The sequence below is a fragment of the Streptomyces sp. NPDC030798 genome (assembly GCF_055572275.1).
On sequence record NZ_JBVIDR010000006.1, the window covers coordinates 306,200 to 322,571 of the forward strand.

At 73.8% G+C, this 16,372-nt stretch carries 14 protein-coding genes and 1 pseudogene; 7 read left to right on the plus strand and 8 right to left on the minus strand.

What is annotated here, in order from left to right:
• Positions 1-31: 31 nt before the first annotated feature.
• The gene (locus ACZ404_RS16630; protein WP_468440340.1) at positions 32-688 is read right to left on the minus strand and encodes a helix-turn-helix domain-containing protein; all 657 of its coding nucleotides are present in this window, start codon (positions 686-688) and stop codon (positions 32-34) included.
• Positions 689-928: 240 nt separating this feature from the next.
• Here ACZ404_RS16630 and ACZ404_RS16635 point away from each other — a divergent pair, with 240 nt between their 5' ends.
• On the plus strand, positions 929-1,615 hold the full coding sequence (locus ACZ404_RS16635; RefSeq protein ID WP_468440342.1) for an MmyB family transcriptional regulator: 687 nt from the start codon (positions 929-931) through the stop codon (positions 1,613-1,615).
• An 81-nt stretch (positions 1,616-1,696) separates the two neighbouring features.
• A pseudogene (locus ACZ404_RS16640) lies at positions 1,697-1,948 on the plus strand (discoidin domain-containing protein); the annotation flags it as partial.
• 18 nt (positions 1,949-1,966) lie between these two features.
• Here ACZ404_RS16640 and ACZ404_RS16645 read toward each other — a convergent pair.
• Genes ACZ404_RS16645 through ACZ404_RS16655 form a run of 3 tightly spaced genes read right to left on the minus strand, consistent with a single transcriptional unit; the run spans position 1,967 to position 4,133 of the window.
• A complete protein-coding gene (locus ACZ404_RS16645) occupies positions 1,967-2,899 on the minus strand; it encodes a PDR/VanB family oxidoreductase (protein ID WP_468440344.1) in 933 nt (310 codons plus the stop codon).
• On the minus strand, positions 2,893-3,072 hold the full coding sequence (locus ACZ404_RS16650) for a hypothetical protein (protein WP_468440346.1): 180 nt from the start codon (positions 3,070-3,072) through the stop codon (positions 2,893-2,895). The genes ACZ404_RS16645 and ACZ404_RS16650 overlap by 7 nt, the downstream gene beginning before the upstream one ends.
• Positions 3,069-4,133, minus strand: coding sequence for an aromatic ring-hydroxylating dioxygenase subunit alpha (locus tag ACZ404_RS16655; RefSeq protein WP_468440348.1), 1,065 nt, complete (start codon positions 4,131-4,133; stop codon positions 3,069-3,071). The genes ACZ404_RS16650 and ACZ404_RS16655 overlap by 4 nt, the downstream gene beginning before the upstream one ends.
• A gap of 247 nt (positions 4,134-4,380) precedes the next feature.
• On the opposite strand from ACZ404_RS16655, the gene ACZ404_RS16660 reads away from it, so the two are divergent.
• Together ACZ404_RS16660 and ACZ404_RS16665 are read left to right on the plus strand one after the other, a co-directional pair.
• On the plus strand, positions 4,381-4,485 hold the full coding sequence (locus ACZ404_RS16660) for a putative leader peptide (RefSeq protein WP_468440350.1): 105 nt from the start codon (positions 4,381-4,383) through the stop codon (positions 4,483-4,485).
• 137 nt (positions 4,486-4,622) lie between these two features.
• Positions 4,623-5,486, plus strand: coding sequence for a glutathione S-transferase C-terminal domain-containing protein (locus tag ACZ404_RS16665; protein WP_468440352.1), 864 nt, complete (start codon positions 4,623-4,625; stop codon positions 5,484-5,486).
• A 21-nt stretch (positions 5,487-5,507) separates the two neighbouring features.
• On the opposite strand, the gene ACZ404_RS16670 is transcribed toward ACZ404_RS16665, so the two are convergent.
• From ACZ404_RS16670 to ACZ404_RS16685, 4 genes are all read right to left on the minus strand, one after another.
• Positions 5,508-6,680: a C40 family peptidase gene (locus ACZ404_RS16670; protein WP_468440354.1), complete on the minus strand. Its 1,173-nt coding sequence runs from the start codon at positions 6,678-6,680 to the stop codon at positions 5,508-5,510.
• A gap of 244 nt (positions 6,681-6,924) precedes the next feature.
• Positions 6,925-7,464: an RNA polymerase sigma factor gene (locus ACZ404_RS16675; RefSeq protein ID WP_468440356.1), complete on the minus strand. Its 540-nt coding sequence runs from the start codon at positions 7,462-7,464 to the stop codon at positions 6,925-6,927.
• 82 nt (positions 7,465-7,546) lie between these two features.
• Complete coding sequence (locus ACZ404_RS16680) at positions 7,547-8,221, minus strand: M15 family metallopeptidase (protein WP_468440358.1); 675 nt, start codon at positions 8,219-8,221, stop codon at positions 7,547-7,549.
• 128 nt (positions 8,222-8,349) lie between these two features.
• Positions 8,350-12,048 carry an AfsR/SARP family transcriptional regulator gene (locus tag ACZ404_RS16685; protein WP_468440360.1) on the minus strand — a complete coding sequence of 1,233 codons (3,699 nt, stop codon included), beginning with the start codon at positions 12,046-12,048 and terminating at the stop codon, positions 8,350-8,352.
• A 489-nt stretch (positions 12,049-12,537) separates the two neighbouring features.
• Between ACZ404_RS16685 and ACZ404_RS16690 the strand changes: the two genes are divergently transcribed.
• From ACZ404_RS16690 to ACZ404_RS16700, 3 genes are all read left to right on the plus strand, one after another.
• Entirely contained in the window at positions 12,538-13,482 is a 945-nt protein-coding gene (locus tag ACZ404_RS16690; protein ID WP_468440362.1) for a hypothetical protein, read from the plus strand.
• 92 nt (positions 13,483-13,574) lie between these two features.
• Positions 13,575-14,039 carry a hypothetical protein gene (locus tag ACZ404_RS16695; RefSeq protein WP_468440364.1) on the plus strand — a complete coding sequence of 155 codons (465 nt, stop codon included), beginning with the start codon at positions 13,575-13,577 and terminating at the stop codon, positions 14,037-14,039.
• Positions 14,040-14,249: 210 nt separating this feature from the next.
• On the plus strand, positions 14,250-16,298 hold the full coding sequence (locus ACZ404_RS16700) for a phosphocholine-specific phospholipase C (RefSeq protein ID WP_468440365.1): 2,049 nt from the start codon (positions 14,250-14,252) through the stop codon (positions 16,296-16,298).
• The last annotated feature ends 74 nt before the right edge of the window (positions 16,299-16,372 follow it).

Consider the following 16,372-nt stretch of genomic DNA (forward strand, 5'->3'; position numbering starts at 1 on the left):
TCCCTGCCGATGCCCACACCCCTCACCCGGCTCACGACTCCGGCCGCTTGACGCTCTCCAGGAGCATGTCGAGCCACTCGGCGACCTTGTCCCGGTGCTGGTCGGTGGGCAGTTGCGCGGCCCGCCAGGCGATCCCGCGCACCCCGTGGTCCTGCAGCAGCCGCTCCAGCGGGTCCTCCGCCGACTCGGCGGCGGCCCGCTCCCGGTCGGCCAGCTTCTGCAGCAGCTCCTGCTCCGTGCGCTGCAGGGCACCCGCCAGCGCCTCGGGATCCTCCGCGGTGAGGAAACCGGCGTGCACCCGGAAGAAGCGCTGCAGCGCGTCGCAGTGCTCCATGGTGGGCCGCCGGTCGCCGTTGATGAGGGCCCCGGCCTGCTGCCGGGACATGCCCGCGCCGTCCGCGATCTCCTGCTGGGTGTACTTGCGCCCGCCCGCCTTCAGCCGCGTGCGCCGCAACAGGTCCAGCCGCTGCAGAAAGCGCGCCTGGACGTCCGGCTCACCCGCCGGACGACCGCTGAGCAGGGCCTTGACCACCGGCTCCGGCACCCCGCAGGCGACGGAGAGCCGGCCGGTGTCGAAGACCTCGGCGTGCGGCACGCCGAGCCGGTCGGCGAGCGCGGTGACGCGGGCGACGACGGCAGGCAGCTGAGCGGTCTCCGTGGCGCCCGGATCCTCGTAGCCATCCGTCACCGACAGAACTCCTACGTCTCTCGAGGGCAACAGGTGCGTCCGTGGTTGTCACAGACGGCTGCCGTGAACTTCCCGGAGAGTAGCGGGTGCCTCGAACTCACATCCAGGTCTCGCCACAACTGTGGCGAATTTCAGCCGTCAACCGGCATGAAATGCCACGATAGTTGACATGGCTCTCGTCGGGGCAGCAGGATCGCATCGCCGCGTGAAGGCCGCAGAGGCAAGAGGGGTGACCTCCCGATGGCACATCAGGCAGGAGGGCAGTGGCCGGCGCCGCGGGCCGTCCCCGAGGGCTGCGAGGCCCAGGCGTACCTCCAGGACTACGCCACACTCCTGGACGCCGCCCCCTTCCCGTCGCTGGTCCTCGACCACCGCTGGAACGTCCTGATGTCCAACGGCGCCTTCCAGGCCCTCTTCCGCGCCATGCGCCCCCACCCGACGGCCATGCCCGGCGACAACTTCCTGCGGTTCGTGCTCTTCCACCCCGACGCCGGCGACATCCTCGGCGAACACGAGGCCGGCTGGTGCCTGCCGATGCTGGCCCACCTCAAGACCGCCCTCGAACGCCACGGCCACGACCACGAACTCCAGTCGGTCCGCCGGGACGTCGCCCAGGACCCGATCATGGAGGCCGCCTACCGGCAGGGTTTGCCGCACTGGCTGCACGCCGTGGGGGAGGCCGCGGTCCGGCTCGACGGCGCCGTACGCCTGCTGCTCCACCCCGACCCGCGCCGGGGCCCCAGCGAGTGCCGGATCGTCGACGAGACGCCCCCCACCCTGCGGGAGGCCGGCTGCACCCGGCTGACGCTCGTGCTGCGCGACGCCCGCCCGGCCGCTCGCCCCACGGCCACGCGCCACCCGCGCCGGACCGGCTCCCACCTCACCGTCGTCCCGTCCGCCGCGCCCGCGCCGTCTGCCGAGGACTGACCCGGCACCGTCGGTGTTCAGGTCACCGACGGAGCCGGGCCGGAAACCCGGCGAACTCCGGCGCCTTCACCCTCACCGAGTCTGGTGCCGAAGCTGCCGCCCTCGCCGGCCCGGGGCGCGCGCACCCGGACCGTGACGGTGTTCGGCAGCACCGACGGCTCCACCTGCTCCACCGTCCTCGGAGCCCGGGACCACCGCTTCGACCCGGCCACCGGCAACACGGCCACCGTCTCCCTGCGGAGCGGCACCGATCCACGCCGTCTGCGGCTGACGGTCAGCGCCAACACCGGCCGGCCGGCCGGGCAGTTCAGTGAGGTCGAGGCCTACCTGACCCCCCGAACCGGCCCCGCCTCACAGATCCAGCACCAGCCGGGCGCCCCGGCACCGGGACACGCAGATCATCATCGTGTCGCCCGCGGCCCGCTCCTCCTCGGTGAGGACCGAGTCCCGGTGCTCCGGGCCGCCCTCCAGCACGTCCGTCTCACAGGTGCCGCACGTGCCCTCGGCGCAGGAGTACAGCACCTCGACCCCGGCCGAGCGAACCGTGTCCAGCACGGACACACCGGGCAGGACGGTGACCGCACGCCCGCTGCGGGCCAGCACCACCTCGAACTCACGGTCAACGCCGCCCTGGTGCTCCTTCGGCCGGAACCGCTCCACCCGCAGTACCCCGCCCGGGCAGCGCTCCTCGACCGCGTCGAGCAGCGGCGCCGGACCGCAGCAGTACACCAGGGTGCCCTCCGGGACCTCGTCCAGCACCGGACCCAGGTCGAGGAGCCCGGCCTCGTCCTGCGGGCACAGGGCGACCCGGTCGCCGTAGCGCGTCAACTCCTCGGTGAACGCCATCGACCGGCGGGTGCGGCCGCCGTAGAGCAGCGACCACTCGGCGCCCGCCGCCTCGGCCGCCGCGAGCATCGGCAGGATCGGCGTGATGCCGATGCCGCCCGCGACGAACCGGTAGCGGGACGCGGGCTCCAGCCGGAAGTGGTTGCGCGGCCCGCGCACCCGCACCTTGTCGCCCGCGCCCACCTGCCCGTGCACATGGGCCGAACCGCCACGCCCGTCCGGCTCGCGCAGCACCGCGATCCGCCAGGCCGACCGGTCGGCGGGATCGCCGCACAACGAGTACTGCCGCTCCAGCCCCGGCCCCAGCAGCAGGTCCACATGCGCACCCGGCTCCCACCCGGGCAGCTCCTGCCCGAGCGGATGGCGCAGGGTGAGCGCGACGACGCCGTCGGCCACCGACTGCCGCTCGGACACGACGAGTTGGATCTCGCTCAGCACGCCGCCGCCCCTCCCTCCGGAAGCCGGTGCCCCTCCGGGTGGGCGAGCATCCACTTCCACATCCCGACCGGGTCCCGGGAGGTGTGCTCGGCCCCGCAGTGGCAGGTGCCGTGCAGCACGTCGGTGCCCGGCAGCCAGTCGATGCGGTAGATCTGACCCGTGGGCGCGCTCACCGGACCCGCTCCACCGGCTTGGCGCCCTCCTCGACCAGCCGGGCGAGGATGCGGCGGGCGGCGAGACCGCCGGTGTCGATGTTGATGCTCAGCTCCTGGTAGCCGGTGCGCTCGGTGCCGAGCGTGCGCTGGAGCAGGTTGAGCGCGGCCACGTCCTGCATCACCACGGTGTGGTTGCTGCCCCGCAGGAACTCGGTGACCTCGCCGTCGCCGGTCGCCCAGTCACGGGAGACCATCCAGAAGTCGTACACCTTGCCGTCGGCGGACGGCGTGATCGCGTACGTGATCTCGGTGTGGAAGCCGTTCGGGTCGCTGCCGTCCGGCTCGGGCAGCACCCCCACCGGCGCGATCCTGCTGTGCAGCAGGTACAGGCAGGGCGCGTGGTACTCGATGTCCTGCCAGCGAGTGATGCGGCCCTCGATGCCGGTCGAACGGGCGTAGAACGGCGGGCACTCGGCGTCCCCCATGTGCCGGCTGACCCGCACGACGCCCGCGCCCTCGTCCACCTCGGTGGTGATCGGGGTCTCGGCGACCTCGGGGGTGCCGATGTAGCCGCCGTGCAGATACGTCTCGTGGGACAGGTCGAGGAGGTTGTCCACGAGCAGGCCGTAGTCGGCGTCGATCGGCTCCATGCCGCGGACGGTCACCCAGCCCGGCGCGGCCAGGTGCCGGGCCCGCGGGATCGTCTGCCGGTCGGCGAGGGCGGGGTCGCCGATCCACACCCAGACCAGGGAGTCCTGCTCGACCACCGGGTACGAGGCGACGCGCGCGGTACGGGGCACCCGCTTCTGACCGGGCACGTACACGCAGGCGCCGGTCCGGTCGTAGGTGAACCCGTGATAGCCGCACACGATCCGATCGCCGTCCAGGCCGCTCTCCGAGAGCGGGTAGCGGCGGTGCACACACCGGTCGTGCAGGGCGACCGGCGCACCGTCCTCCTCGGCGCGGTACAGCACCAGCGGCTCCCCGAGAATCGTCCGGCCGAGCAACTCCCGGCCGACTTCCTCGCTGTAGGCGGCGACGTACCACTGGTTCCTGGCGAAGGCGGTTGTGTGAGGCATGGGGGTTCCGTCCCTGTCCCGGCGGGGCGTCGTCACCCCGCGTGCCGTGGTTGGGATCAGGGTCCTGACGGCTCCGGCGGCTGCGCAAGGCGGCTTCTGCCAGACGGAAGCGCTCCTCGGCGGTTGTTGAGTGGGGTCGCGTCCACCGGGACGTCCGCGATGTGGGACGCCCCTCTTGACGTCGATGTCGGTGGGATCGACACTCACTGAGGGAATCCTAGTGAACAGGTAGGGAAATATGAGGCGCATGGAAGCGGTCACCGTCCGAGTGAGCCGTCCGCCTCTCCTTCTCACCTCCCGCCGCCACATCGACCTGCAGCGCGTCTGCAGTGCGATCAGGTCCCAGGGCTGAGCCGCGCCCGTCCCGCGCCGACGGCGTCCCCTTTTCCCTGGGGTTTCGTCCGGTCCGGTGCGCACAGGTGAGCCCTGCTCTCTCGTTTGACGTCGCTTCCGCCGCGCGTACGTCCGCGCCCGCCTCCGGGGAGAGTCATGACCGTCACACCGCTGGCCGCAAACGCGTCCGACCGGCCCGCACCGGCCTTCCGGGGCCGCATCGGCAGGGACGCGCGCAGTGGCCACTACGCCGTGCCCGGCCGCTACCGCCTCCATCTGTCGACCGCCTGTCCCGACGGCCTCCGCATTGCCGTCGTCCACGGCCTGCTCGGTCTGGACACCGTCTGTCCGTCGACTTTGCTGCCCGCCGTGCCCGACTGTCCCGAGGGCGGTCACTCGGCTCTGCGTCCGCTGTACGAGGCGAGCGCCCACCGGTACACCGGCCCGGCCGTCGCTCCGGTGCTCAGCGACGACTGGTCCGGACGGATCGTCAGCACCCACGCCCCGGACATCATGCGCGACCTCGCCCGGAGGTTCGGCAGCGACCGCCCCTCGCCCTACCCCCGCGGCGCGGAGTCGGAGATCGAGGCCGTCGAGCGGATGTGCGCGCAGGACATGGACGAGGCAGCACAGCGCGCCGGTTCGGCCGGCGGTGAGCAGGCGGAGCGCGATGCGGCGCTCGGGACGCTGCTGGACACGCTGGGCGCGCTGGAGCGCCGGCTGGTCGGGCGGACCTACCTCATCCGTGACGAAGTCACTGCCGCCGACGTCGAGTTGTGGGTCGCACTGGTCCAACTCGACACCGTGCACCGCAACCACCTGGATGCCGCCGCGGTACAGCGCATCGCCGACCACCCGGTGCTGTGGGCCTACGCCCGCCGCCTGGCCGCCCACCCGGCCTTCGGCACCCGCCTCGACCTCGACGGCATCGAACGCCGTCACCGGGCCCGCTGTCATGGCCTGGAGGCCGCCGGAGCAGCCGTCCAGATCCTCGACTGGGCGGCGCACTCGGCCCGTTAGCTGAGTGTCAGCGGCGGGCGGTCAGCAGGTGGGCACGTCCGTCAGCCAGGCCGGGCCCTTGAGGTAGATGTTGGTGATCCAGGAGCCGTCGGTCAGCCGGGACCAGGCGTCGTTGGTGTAGCCGTCGGCCGTGACCTCCTGGGCGTGGGCCTGGCAGACCACGTTGACCGTGGTCGGCTGGGCGAAGTAGTCCACCACGGACGCGTTGACGTTCGGCTGGCTGTGCGTGCGCACCCCGGTGCCCCACGTCTGGTGCGGCTTGCTGCCGCCGCTCGGCGGGGTCGGGCTGCTGCCCCCGCAGTCGGGGACGCCGGGCAGCGCGGCCGGTCCCTTGATGTAGATGTTCGTCAGCCATGAACCGTCGGCCAGCTTCGACCAGATGTCGTTGGTGTAGCCCTCGGCCGTGACCGTCTCCGCGTGCTCCTGGCACTGCACCGACACCTGCGTCGGCCCGGGGAAGGTGTCCGCCACGGAGGCGTGCACGCTCGGCGAGGTGTGGGTGCGCACCCCGGTGCCCCAGGTCTCGAAGACCGTGCCGCCGTCGGCCGGCGGGGGAGTCGGGCTGCCCGTCGGGTTGATGCGGACGGCGCCCGCGTAGTCGCCTCCGGTGCGCACCGGTGCGACCCGGATGTGGGTGCCGGACTCGTACGCCTCGATCATCTGCCCCGCGCCCAGGTACATGGCCACGTGGTGGATGTGCCCGCTGCCCCAGAACATCAGGTCCCCCGGCACCAGCGGGGCCGTGCCCTGGCCGGCCGAGAAGCGGACGGCGGCGTGCGAGCTGTGGAACTGGTCGTCGGCGGTGCCGTTGAGCAGGTCCTTGCCGGTCGCCCGGTAGTACGCGTAGCGCATCAGGCCCGAACAGTCGAAGCCCTTGCGCTCGTTGTCGTGCATGCTGTCGGGGTCGGACCCGTCGTAGTAGCCGTAGGTCGGGCCGGGCGTGGCGCCGTGGCCGCCGCCCCAGCTGTACCAGACGCCGATCTGCGAGCAGGCCGCATCCACGGCGGCCTGCGCGGTGGCGGAGGCGCCGGGGGAGAGGACGCCGCAACTCGCGTCGCGGGCGGCGGCGGTGGAGTGCCGGGCGGCGGGGGCCGCGTGAGCGGTGGTGGGCAGCAGGGCGAGCGTGGTGAGCGCCGCCGCCGCGGTGGTGGCGAGCGCCTGGGCGGTGAGCCGGCGGGTGGTTCTGGTCTGCACGGAGCACATCCTTCGTCGACGGTCCGTCACCCCGGTGCGGGTGACGGCGGTGGGGGGTGTGTGCACGGCGCCTGCCGGCCGTCACCCGGGACGCGGGTGGCGGTGGGGTGCGCGCTGCTTCCGTACGGCCGTCACCCGGGAGGTGCGGCGGTGTCGGGTATGTGCGCGGCACCGTACGCCGGGAGGGCGCCGGTTCCGGTGCCGCGCCCACCCCCGTCGGGCGCGGCACCGGGTCTTGGGGCGGTCAGCCCTGGGCGGCCAGGGCGGCGCGCATCTTGGCCAGGGCGCGCATCCGGTTGCGCTGGACCGTGCCCCGGTGGGCGCCGAGGCGTTCACCGGCAGAGTCGTGGCTCAGGCCCTCCAGGTCGACGAGGACCACCGCGGCCGCCTCCTTCGGGGAGAGCACGCTCAGCAGCGCCCGGGCCGTGGCACTCGCCTCGTAGGACCCCAGCCCGCCGTCCCAGCCGGCCTCCGGCAGCCGGTCCGTGGCGCGCTCCCGCCGGGAGGGGTGCAGCCAGGAGTCGCGCAGCAGGTTGAGGGCCACCGTGCAGGTGTAGGCGTACGGGTGGTGCTGCTGGGCGAGGCCGCTGGCACGGGCCCGCCGGGAGAGCCGCAGGTAGGTCTCCTGCAGCAGGTCGTCGGCGTCGTGCGGATTGCCGGTCAGTGCCAGCAGGCGGCGGCGCAGCCGCGGCATGTCGGCGGTGAAGGCGGCGTCGAACTCGCCCGGGCCGACGCGCTCGTTCTCGCGCGGCGCTTGGGCGCACATGCCTCCGCTGGTCTCCATCGGTGTCCCCCGATCGTCGGTCGTGCTCTGTCGTGTCCCGGTGCCCCGGGCGATGCCGGTGCGGGTGCCTTCGGACCGCCGGTCATGCGGTCCGTGCGGACGGTGCGGGCGGTGCGGTGGGTCCGTAGTGGGCGGCCGGGGCGTGGCGCAGCAGCGCCCAGTACCGGTCGCCGTAGGACCAGTGCCACCACTCGGTGGGGTAGTTGACGAAGCCGGCCGCGGTCAGCGCCCGCTCCATCAGGGCCCGGTGGGTACGGGCCTCGGGGCCGATGTTCGTCGCGGCCGTGCGGCAGGCGCCGGCGCTCTCCTCCGGGGTGGCGTTGACCTCGGTGCCCAGCGGCAGTTCGGTGCCGTCCGCCAGGCAGAGCGTCAGGTCCACCGCACCGCCGCTGACGTGCGGGGCGACCTCCGGCGGGGAGATGTAGGCGCTGGCCAGCTCGCGGATGAGCTCCGGGGCGGCGCCGGGACGGGCGCGGCGCAGCGTGGCCGCATAGTCCTCGAAGTAGCGCCGTTGCAGCTCCGGCGGCCGGTACCCCTCCACCACCAGGAACCGGATCCCGGCGGGCAGCAGCCCCTGCGCCCGCAGGAGGCGCCCGAGCGCCCCGGAGCGCAGATGGGCGTAGGCGCCGGTGTCGTCGGCCTGCCGTGCGTCGAGCCGCAGCTCGGGTACGTCACGCAGGTCGACCAGGGGTTCACCGCATTCGTGTTCGGTGACCTCGGCGACCCGCGGATCGGAGAGCGGGATGATGTCCGTCACGCCTCACAGCCTGGCGGGAGCCTCTGCAAAGGCTCTGCAGGTTCGCTGCAAGCCGCTGAGCAGGGATGATGCAGGCGGGCAACCGGCAACCGGTAACCGGGACGCCGTCGGCCGGCCGCACGCCGTGGTCAGCCGAGCGCGTCCGCCCGCTCCCTCGCCTCCCGGCACCCCAGCGAGCGGAACACCTCCAGCGCCTCGGCCCGTGCCGCGTGCGCCGCCGGCTCGTCCCCGTCGGCCGCCCGGACCGCCGCCAGGTCCCACCGGGTCCGCGCCTCCCACACCGGCAGGCGCAGCTCCTCCCACGCCGCCAGCGCCCGTTCCAGGGGGTCACGGGCGGTGTCGGTGTCGCCGGCCGCCAGGTGTGCCTCGCCCAGGGTGCGCAGCACCAGCGCCTCCCCGAACCGGTCCTGCCGCTCCCGGGCCACCGCCAGACAGCGGCCGAGCCGCTCCACGGCCCGCCCAGTACGGCCCGTGCGCAGCTCCACCTTGGCCAGCGACTGCTCGGTGTACATCACGCCGAACGTGTCCTGCAGCGCGGTGAACAACCCCAGCGCCTCGTGCAACACCCGCTCCGCTTCCTCCGGTTCGCCGTCGGCGCGGTGGCACAGGGCCAGCGAGCGCAGGGTGAGACCCTCGCCGTGCCGGTCGGCGACGGCGCGGTACAGCTCCAGGGCCTCAGCGAGCGCCTGCCGGGCCTCGGCACCCCGGCCCCGCTCGCGGTGCACGTAGCCGATGCCGTACAGCACCCGAGCCCGCGCGCCCCGGTCGCCGGAGGGGCCGTAGCGCTCCAGCGACGCCTGCAACAGCGTGGACGCCTCGTCGTAGCGGGCCTGTTCACGCCGGGCCGTGCCCATCCCGGCCAGCGCCATGGCCGCCCCCTGCGGTACGTCCGCGCACTCCTCGAACAGCCGCAGCGCGTCGGCGAAGAAGGCGTACGAGGCGTCGAAGTCGTCCTGTTCGTAGCGCAGTTGGCCGAGCCCGGTGAGCAGCCAGGCCTCGCCCTCCCGGTCGCCGCCGCGGCGCACCGCCGCCATGGCCGCGGTGTGCGAGCGGGACCAGGCGTCGAACTGGTTGTACAGGGCGGCCGAACCAGCCATCAGGGCCCCGGCCAGGTCCCGCGCCGCGCGCGGCAGGTGATGGTCCGCGCAGTGCACGGCGGCCGCGAGCAGCCCGGCCTGCTCGGCGGCGAACCACGCCGCGGGCCGCTCCAGCAGCGCGGCCTCCGTCTCCGGATCGAGGGGGCGTACGGCAGCCGGTTCCGGGAAGTGCCGGGCCGCGCCGCCCGGCCCCCGCGCGGCCGCCTTCCGGGCGAGGTCCAGCCAGCAGGCCACCAGCCGCAGCACCGCCGCCGCACGCTCCTCGGCGCTCTCCTCCGTCAGACAGCGCTCCCGGGCGTGCTCGCGGGCCAGGTCGTGGATGCGGTAGCGGGCCCGGCCGGTGCCGTCCACGCCGATCACATCGATGAAGTGGCAGTCCACCAGCCGCTCGACGGCCTCCTCGGCCTCCTCCGTGCCGATGTCGAGCAGCGGGGCGGCGATCCAGGCGGCGAAGTCCGGCAGGTCGAGCAGGGCCAGCCGGCGCAGCGCGCGCCGCTCCGGCGGATCCAGGTCGGCGTAACCGAGTTCGAGGCTGGAGCGCAGGCCCAGGTCACCGGCGCTGAGCTCGTTCAGCCGCCGCCGCTCGTCGCGCAGTCGCCCGGCGAGCCGGCCCGGCGCCCAGTGCGGGCGCGCCGCGAGCCGTGCCCCGGCGATGCGGACCGCCAGCGGCAGCCGGCCGCACAGTGCGACGATCTCCGCCGCCTGCTCCGGCTCGGCGCTCATCCGCTCCCGCCCGGCCACCCGCCGCAGCAGCTCCAGCGCGTCCTCCTCGCCGGGCACGGCCAGGTCCAGATGGGCCGCGCCCTCCAGCGCCACCAGCCGGCGGCGGCTGGTGACCAGCACGGCACAGCCGGCGCCGGGCGGCAGCAAGGGACGTACGTGCGCCTCGCCGGCCGCGTTGTCGAGGATCAGCAGGATCCTGCGGTGCCCGATGTGGGTGCGGTACAGGCCGGTCAGCTCCTCCAGGCTGCCCGGCAGCGTCTCCGGCGCGGCGCCCATGGCCCGCAGCAGCCGGGCGAGGGCGTCCGCGGGCTGCAGCGGGGTGGCGTCGGCGGCCCGCAGGTCTATGAACAGGCGCCCGTCCGGGAAGAGTTCGGCGGTGCGGTGGCCGACGTGCACGGCGAGCGCGGTCTTCCCGGTGCCCGAACGCCCGGAGATCACCCCGATCGGCGGTGCCGTCCGCCCAGCGGCACCGGCCGCCGCCAACAGCCCGACGGCCCAGGCGACCTGCTCCTCCCGGCCCACGAAGTCGGCGATGTCGGGGGGAAGGTGGGAGGGGGTGAGGGTGGGCGTGGAGGTGGCAACCGGACGCGGGGAGGGAAGGGCGGTCGCGGGCGAGCCCGGAGCGGAAGGCGGCAGGGTGACGGGGCCCGCCCACCCCGGGAGCGGGCCGGTCCCGGGGACGGCGGCGCGGTCGTGCTGCGCGAGAAAGGCGGCGGCGCCGTCTCGGCCGGTGTCCCGGCCGACCGGCGTGCGGGTGGCGGCGGTGGGCCGGTCACCGTCGTCGCCGGTCTGCGGGCGGGCGGCCGAGTCGGGTCGGCCGGTGTCCTGGCCTGTGTGCGGGACGGCGGCGGAGTCGGGCCGGCCGGCCCGGGGGTGGGTGGCAGGGGAGGGCCCGCGGGTGTGCGGGACGGCGGCGGAACCGCGGCCGGTGTCCTGGCCGGTGTCCGCGAAGGGCCCGGCGTCGGGTCCGGCGTGCGGGGCGGAGTCCGGTCGGTCGGGGTGCGGGCCGGTGGGGGAGTGGGGCCGGCCGGTGTCCGCGAAGGGCCCGGCGTGCGGCCCAGGGGGTCGGCCGGTGTCCCGGTGGTGGCCGTCGGGTTGCCGGTGCGCGGAGGCGTCCGGGCCGTCGGGTTGCCGGTGCGTGCCCGGCGTCGGTGCATCGGCAGGAGTCCCCGGCTGGGCCCCGTGCTCCCCGTCGGTCCCGGAGCGGGCCGGCAGCGGGGCGGGACCCCGCGTGCTCCGCCCCGCCGGGCTGCCCAGCACAGCCGTGTCATGGGTGAGGACCGCCTGGTGCAGGGTGCGCAACTGAGGCCCCGGGTCGATGCCCAGCTCCTCCCGGAGGATCTCGCGCCCCTCCTGATAGGTGCGCAGCGCGTCGGAGACGCGGCCGGTGCGGAAGAGCGCCGTCATCAGCTGGCCGCGCGGCCGCTCCCGCAAGGGATGAGCGGCGACGTGCGCCAGCAGCGCGGCGATCGTCTCGTCCTCCCGGCCCAGCTCCAGACGCAGCCCGAACGACTCCTCCTGCGCGACCAGCCGCAGCTCCGCGAGCCGCGCCGACTCGATCCGCGCGAAGGTCTGCCCGAGCCCCTCCAGGGCCTCCCGCCCTCGCCACAGCCCCAGCGCCTCACCGAGGAGATCCACCGCAGCGGCCGCCCGGCCGGAGGCAGCCTCCACCCGGGCGGCGGACAGGAGCTGTTCGAAGCGGCGGGCGTCGACCTGCGCGGGGTCGACCTCGGCGACGTACCCGGGCGGGCGGGTGCGGATGACCTCGGCCGCGCCGATCCGGGACAGGGCGCGGCGCACCGCCGAGACGTGCGTGGCGACCAGCGCCCCCGCCGTCGCCGGGGCGCTCTCGTCCCAGACGAGGTCCACGAGCCGCTCGGTGGAGACCACTTCACCCAGGTGCACGACCAGGGCACCGAGCACGGCGAGTGGCCGGATACCGCCGAGCGGAGCCCGCCGGCCGCCCTCCCACACCTCCACCGGCCCGAGCAGACGTACCTCGAACATGGGACCCCGATCGCCGTACCGTCCGCCCCCTCGCGGATGGTGACAACGATATCCGCGAGGCCCCTTCGGACATGCCGACGACCGGGCCGCCGTGACCGGTTCCCGTCCCCGCACACGCAGGGCCGAAACCGGCCTCAAGACCCGGTATGGGGACGGAATCGCGCCCCGTGTCCCGGGGGAGGGCTCCGCGCGCCCGTCCTCCTTCCGTCCGGCAGTTGTCCGGATCCGCCCGGTGGCCGGAGAGCCGCCCGTACGGGAGACGGCGTGACGGCGCCCTTCGTATGACCGCCGGGGCGGCTTGGCATCCCTGCCGCGACGCGCGCCGGGCACTCCACGAATTCACCTGCCACCCGTGTCATACGAACGGGCCACGCGCACCGTCAACGCAGCGAAGGCACACCGCACTTCGCGGTGCAGCCCACACAACCGGCGCCCGAGGGACGACATCCCGGTGGGCCGGCCCCTTCGCCCACGCCCAGGAGATCCACGATGCAGCGCACCCACGCCCTCGGCCGTACGGTCGCGCACGCGGCCGCCGTCGTCGCGGTGGCGGCCCTCGCCCTGACCGGCTGCGCCGCCGACACCGGCACCGGCCGGCTCGCGGCACCGGTCGGGAGCACTTCCGTAGGGGATCTCACCCACGCCGAGGACCTGCGGATCTCCGACGCCGAACAGCGCCTGGTCCAGCAGTGCATGGCGCGTCACGGCTTCCGGTACTGGGAGGAGCGGACGCTGACCCTGGAGGAGAGCCGCCCCCTCGGCTACGTCCAGGACGACGTCCACTGGGCCCGCGCCCACGGTTACGGCAGCCGGATCGAGGCCAAGGAGGACCGGGCCCGCCTGCACAACCCCAACATCGCCTACCGCGCGTCACTCGAGGGCACCCGGAAGTCCGGCTACGACACCGCCCTGGACGGCGGCCGCCGCGCCGAGCTGCTGCGCGTCGCGGCGCCCGCCGGGGGCACGGTCGCCAAGCAGTACGGCGGCTGCACCGGTGAGGCCGAGAAGAGGCTGTACGGCGACCCGGTCACCTGGTTCCGCCTCGACACGACCGTCAGCAACCTCCGCCCCCTGTACGTCGGCAAGCTGCTGAAGGACCGGCGCTTCGCCGCCGCGGTGCGGGCCTGGTCGCGCTGCATGAGCCGGGCCGGCCACCCCTACCCGGACCCGGCCGCCGCCCGCCGAGCGGCCCTCGGCGACCGCGCGGGGCGGAGCCGGGCCGAGGAGGCGAAGGCCTACGCGGCCGAGACCCGCATCGCGGTCGCCGACGCCACCTGCGCCCGCCGGGTCTCCCTCGGCTCGGTCGGCCGCGCGCGGGAAGCCTATTACGTCGGCCGGCTCCCCGCCCGGTACGGCAGCACGCTCGACGCCTACCGACGGCTGAGGCAGCAGGCCCTGCGCCGCGCCGAGCACATCGTCCCGGCCCGCGCCTGAACCCTCGACCCCCTGAACCCCGCGATGCGTTCGCGGTTGCCCGGCACCACACCGCACCACCTGTCACCAACCCACACAGAACCGGAGTGATCATGCGTAAACTCGCCCTCTCCATCGCCACCCTCTCCCTCGCCGCCCTCGGCGTCGCCCTTCCCACGGCGTCCGCCCACGCGGTCTCCGGCTGCAACGCCAAGTGGCCGGGCCGGGACGGCAACGTGCGGGCCTGGCGGGACGCCGACTGCCAGGGCGAGCTGCTCGGCGTCACGCCCGGCAGCGACTCCAACTGGGGCGACGGCGCGGGGCCGTTCCAGGGGAGCGACGTCAACGCGGCCTCGTCCGTCATGAACAGCGGGTACGTCGGCGGCAAGGACGTCGTGGCGTTCTACTACCTGACCGGTTACGACGACCGGGCGTACGGCTGCCTCAAGCCCGGGGAGCTGTACGTGGACAACCTGACCCGCGACCAGTTCACCAACGGCGCGAACATGAACGACAACATCATGTCGCACACCTGGGTGACCTCGAGCGCCTGCGCCCCGGGCTCCTTCATCAGCTGAGGCCCGTCCGCCCGCCCACCCGCCGGCCACGGTCCGCACGGACCGTGGCCGGCGGGCACCTCACGGACCGCCGGGTTTCACATGGGTGTCACCGCACCCTTCCCTGACGTTTGCTGCTCTTGGAACACTCGCTGCGCGCAGATCCCGTCATCCGCCGGCATCGTGTTCGCGCGCAGGCGCGCACGTCAGGACGAGAGGAACCTCCCACCCATGCCCGAAGTCAACCGGCGCCGATTCCTCCAGGTCGCGGGCGCCACCACGGCGTTCACGGCGCTGTGCAGCAGCATCCAGCGCGCCGCCGCCCTGCCCGCGCACCACCGGACCGGGACGATCGAGGACGTCGAGCACATCGTCGTACTCATGCAGGAGAACCGTTCCTTCGACCACTACTTCGGCACCCTCCGCGGCGTCCGCGGCTTCGGCGACCCCCGTTCCGTCACGCAGAACGGCCGGTCCGTCTGGCGGCAGTCCGACGGCACGAAGGACGTCCTGCCCTTCCACCCGGACGCCGACGACCTCGGTCTGGCCTTCATCCAGGACCTCCCGCACGGCTGGCCCGACACGCACGCCGCCTTCAACGGGGGCAGGTACGACTCGTGGGTGCCGGCCAAGGGCACCACGACGATGGCGCATCTGACCCGCGAGGACATCCCGTTCCACTACGCGCTCGCCGACGCCTTCACCATCTGCGACGCCTACCACTGCTCCTTCATGGGCTCGACCGACCCGAACCGCTACTACATGTGGACCGGTTACGTCGGCAACGACGGCAAGGGCGGCGGACCGGTCCTCGGCAACGACGAGAAGGGCTACGGCTGGACGACGTACCCCGAGCGGCTGGAGCGGGCCGGGGTCTCCTGGAAGATCTACCAGGACGTCGGCGACGGCCTGGACGCCGCCGGCGGCTGGGGCTGGATCGAGGACGCCTACCGCGGCAACTACGGCGACAACTCCCTGCTGTACTTCAACCAGTACCGCGACGCCCGACCCGGCGACCCGCTGTACGACAAGGCCCGCACCGGCACCGACGCCCGCAAGGGCGAGGGCTTCTTCGACCGGCTGAAGGCCGACGTCAAGGCCGGCAGGCTGCCGCAGGTCTCCTGGATCGTCGCCCCGGAGGCCTTCACGGAGCATCCCAACTGGCCCGCCAACTACGGCGCCTGGTACGTCTCCCAGGTCCTCGACGCGCTCACCGCCGACCCGGAGGTGTGGGGCAGGACGGCGCTGTTCCTCACCTACGACGAGAACGACGGCTTCTTCGACCATGTGATCCCGCCCTTCCCGCCGGCCTCCGGTGCCCAGGGCAAGTCGACCGTGGACCCCTCCCTCGATCTGTTCCAGGGCGATGCCGGTCATGTCCCGGGCCCCTACGGGCTCGGCCAGCGGGTGCCGATGCTGGTCGTCTCGCCGTGGAGCAAGGGCGGGTACGTCTGCTCCGAGACCTTCGACCACACCTCGATCATCCGGTTCGTCGAACGACGCTTCGGCGTGCGGGAGCCGAACATCTCGCCCTGGCGCCGCGCCGTCGTCGGCGACCTGACCAGCGCCTTCGACTTCTCCCGCACGGACACGCGGCCGGTCGCGCTGCCGTCGACGGCCGCCTACGAGCCGCCGGACCGCAAGCGGCACCCCGACTACGTGCCCGAGCCGCCCGCCGACCCCGCCCTGCCCAGGCAGGAGCGCGGCCACCGGCCCACCCGCCCGCTGAAGTACGCCCCGGCGGTGGACGGCCGCGCCGACACCGCGGCCGGCACCCTCACGCTCACGTTCGCCTCGGGGACGCACGCGGGCGCCGCCTTCCTGGTGACCTCCGGCAACCGCGCCGACGGTCCCTGGACCTACACCACCGAAGCGGGCGCGTCGCTCTCCGACACCTGGAACTCGGCCTACTCCGGCGGCGCGCACGACCTCGCCGTGCACGGCCCCAACGGCTTCCTGCGCGTCTTCAAGGGCCAGGGCAAGGCGGCCGGACCGGAGGTCACCGCCCGGCACCTGGGTGAGGACCTGCAACTCACCTTCACCAACACGGGTTCCGGCACTGTGAGGCTGAAGGTGGTGAACGGTTACGGCGGTCACCCCGCCTCCGTGACCGTGCGACCCGGCGCGACCGTCAAGCACACGGTCGACCTCACGGCGAGCAGGCGCTGGTACGACGTGACGGTCACCTGCGACGCCGACCCGGCCTTCCTGCGCGCCTTCGCCGGGCACGTCGAGAACGGACGCCCCGGCGTCAGTGACCCGGCGATCGCCACGGACTGACGGTCACGGGCCGATCGCCGCAGACCGAACGGTCGATGAACACCGCTCCGTACGGACTGGTCAGGTACCGGTCA

Bases quoted from the DNA above. Each gene is read 5' to 3' on its own strand.
- ACZ404_RS16635 (WP_468440342.1), top strand. From the start codon at position 929: ATGGCACATCAGGCAGGAGGGCAGTGGCCGGCGCCGCGGGCCGTCCCC.
- ACZ404_RS16655 (WP_468440348.1), bottom strand. From the start codon at position 4,133: ATGCCTCACACAACCGCCTTCGCCAGGAACCAGTGGTACGTCGCCGCC.
- ACZ404_RS16660 (WP_468440350.1), top strand. From the start codon at position 4,381: ATGGAAGCGGTCACCGTCCGAGTGAGCCGTCCGCCTCTCCTTCTCACC.
- ACZ404_RS16665 (WP_468440352.1), top strand. From the start codon at position 4,623: ATGACCGTCACACCGCTGGCCGCAAACGCGTCCGACCGGCCCGCACCG.
- ACZ404_RS16675 (WP_468440356.1), bottom strand. From the start codon at position 7,464: ATGGAGACCAGCGGAGGCATGTGCGCCCAAGCGCCGCGCGAGAACGAG.
- ACZ404_RS16685 (WP_468440360.1), bottom strand. From the start codon at position 12,048: ATGTTCGAGGTACGTCTGCTCGGGCCGGTGGAGGTGTGGGAGGGCGGC.
- ACZ404_RS16690 (WP_468440362.1), top strand. From the start codon at position 12,538: ATGCAGCGCACCCACGCCCTCGGCCGTACGGTCGCGCACGCGGCCGCC.
- ACZ404_RS16695 (WP_468440364.1), top strand. From the start codon at position 13,575: ATGCGTAAACTCGCCCTCTCCATCGCCACCCTCTCCCTCGCCGCCCTC.
- ACZ404_RS16700 (WP_468440365.1), top strand. From the start codon at position 14,250: ATGCCCGAAGTCAACCGGCGCCGATTCCTCCAGGTCGCGGGCGCCACC.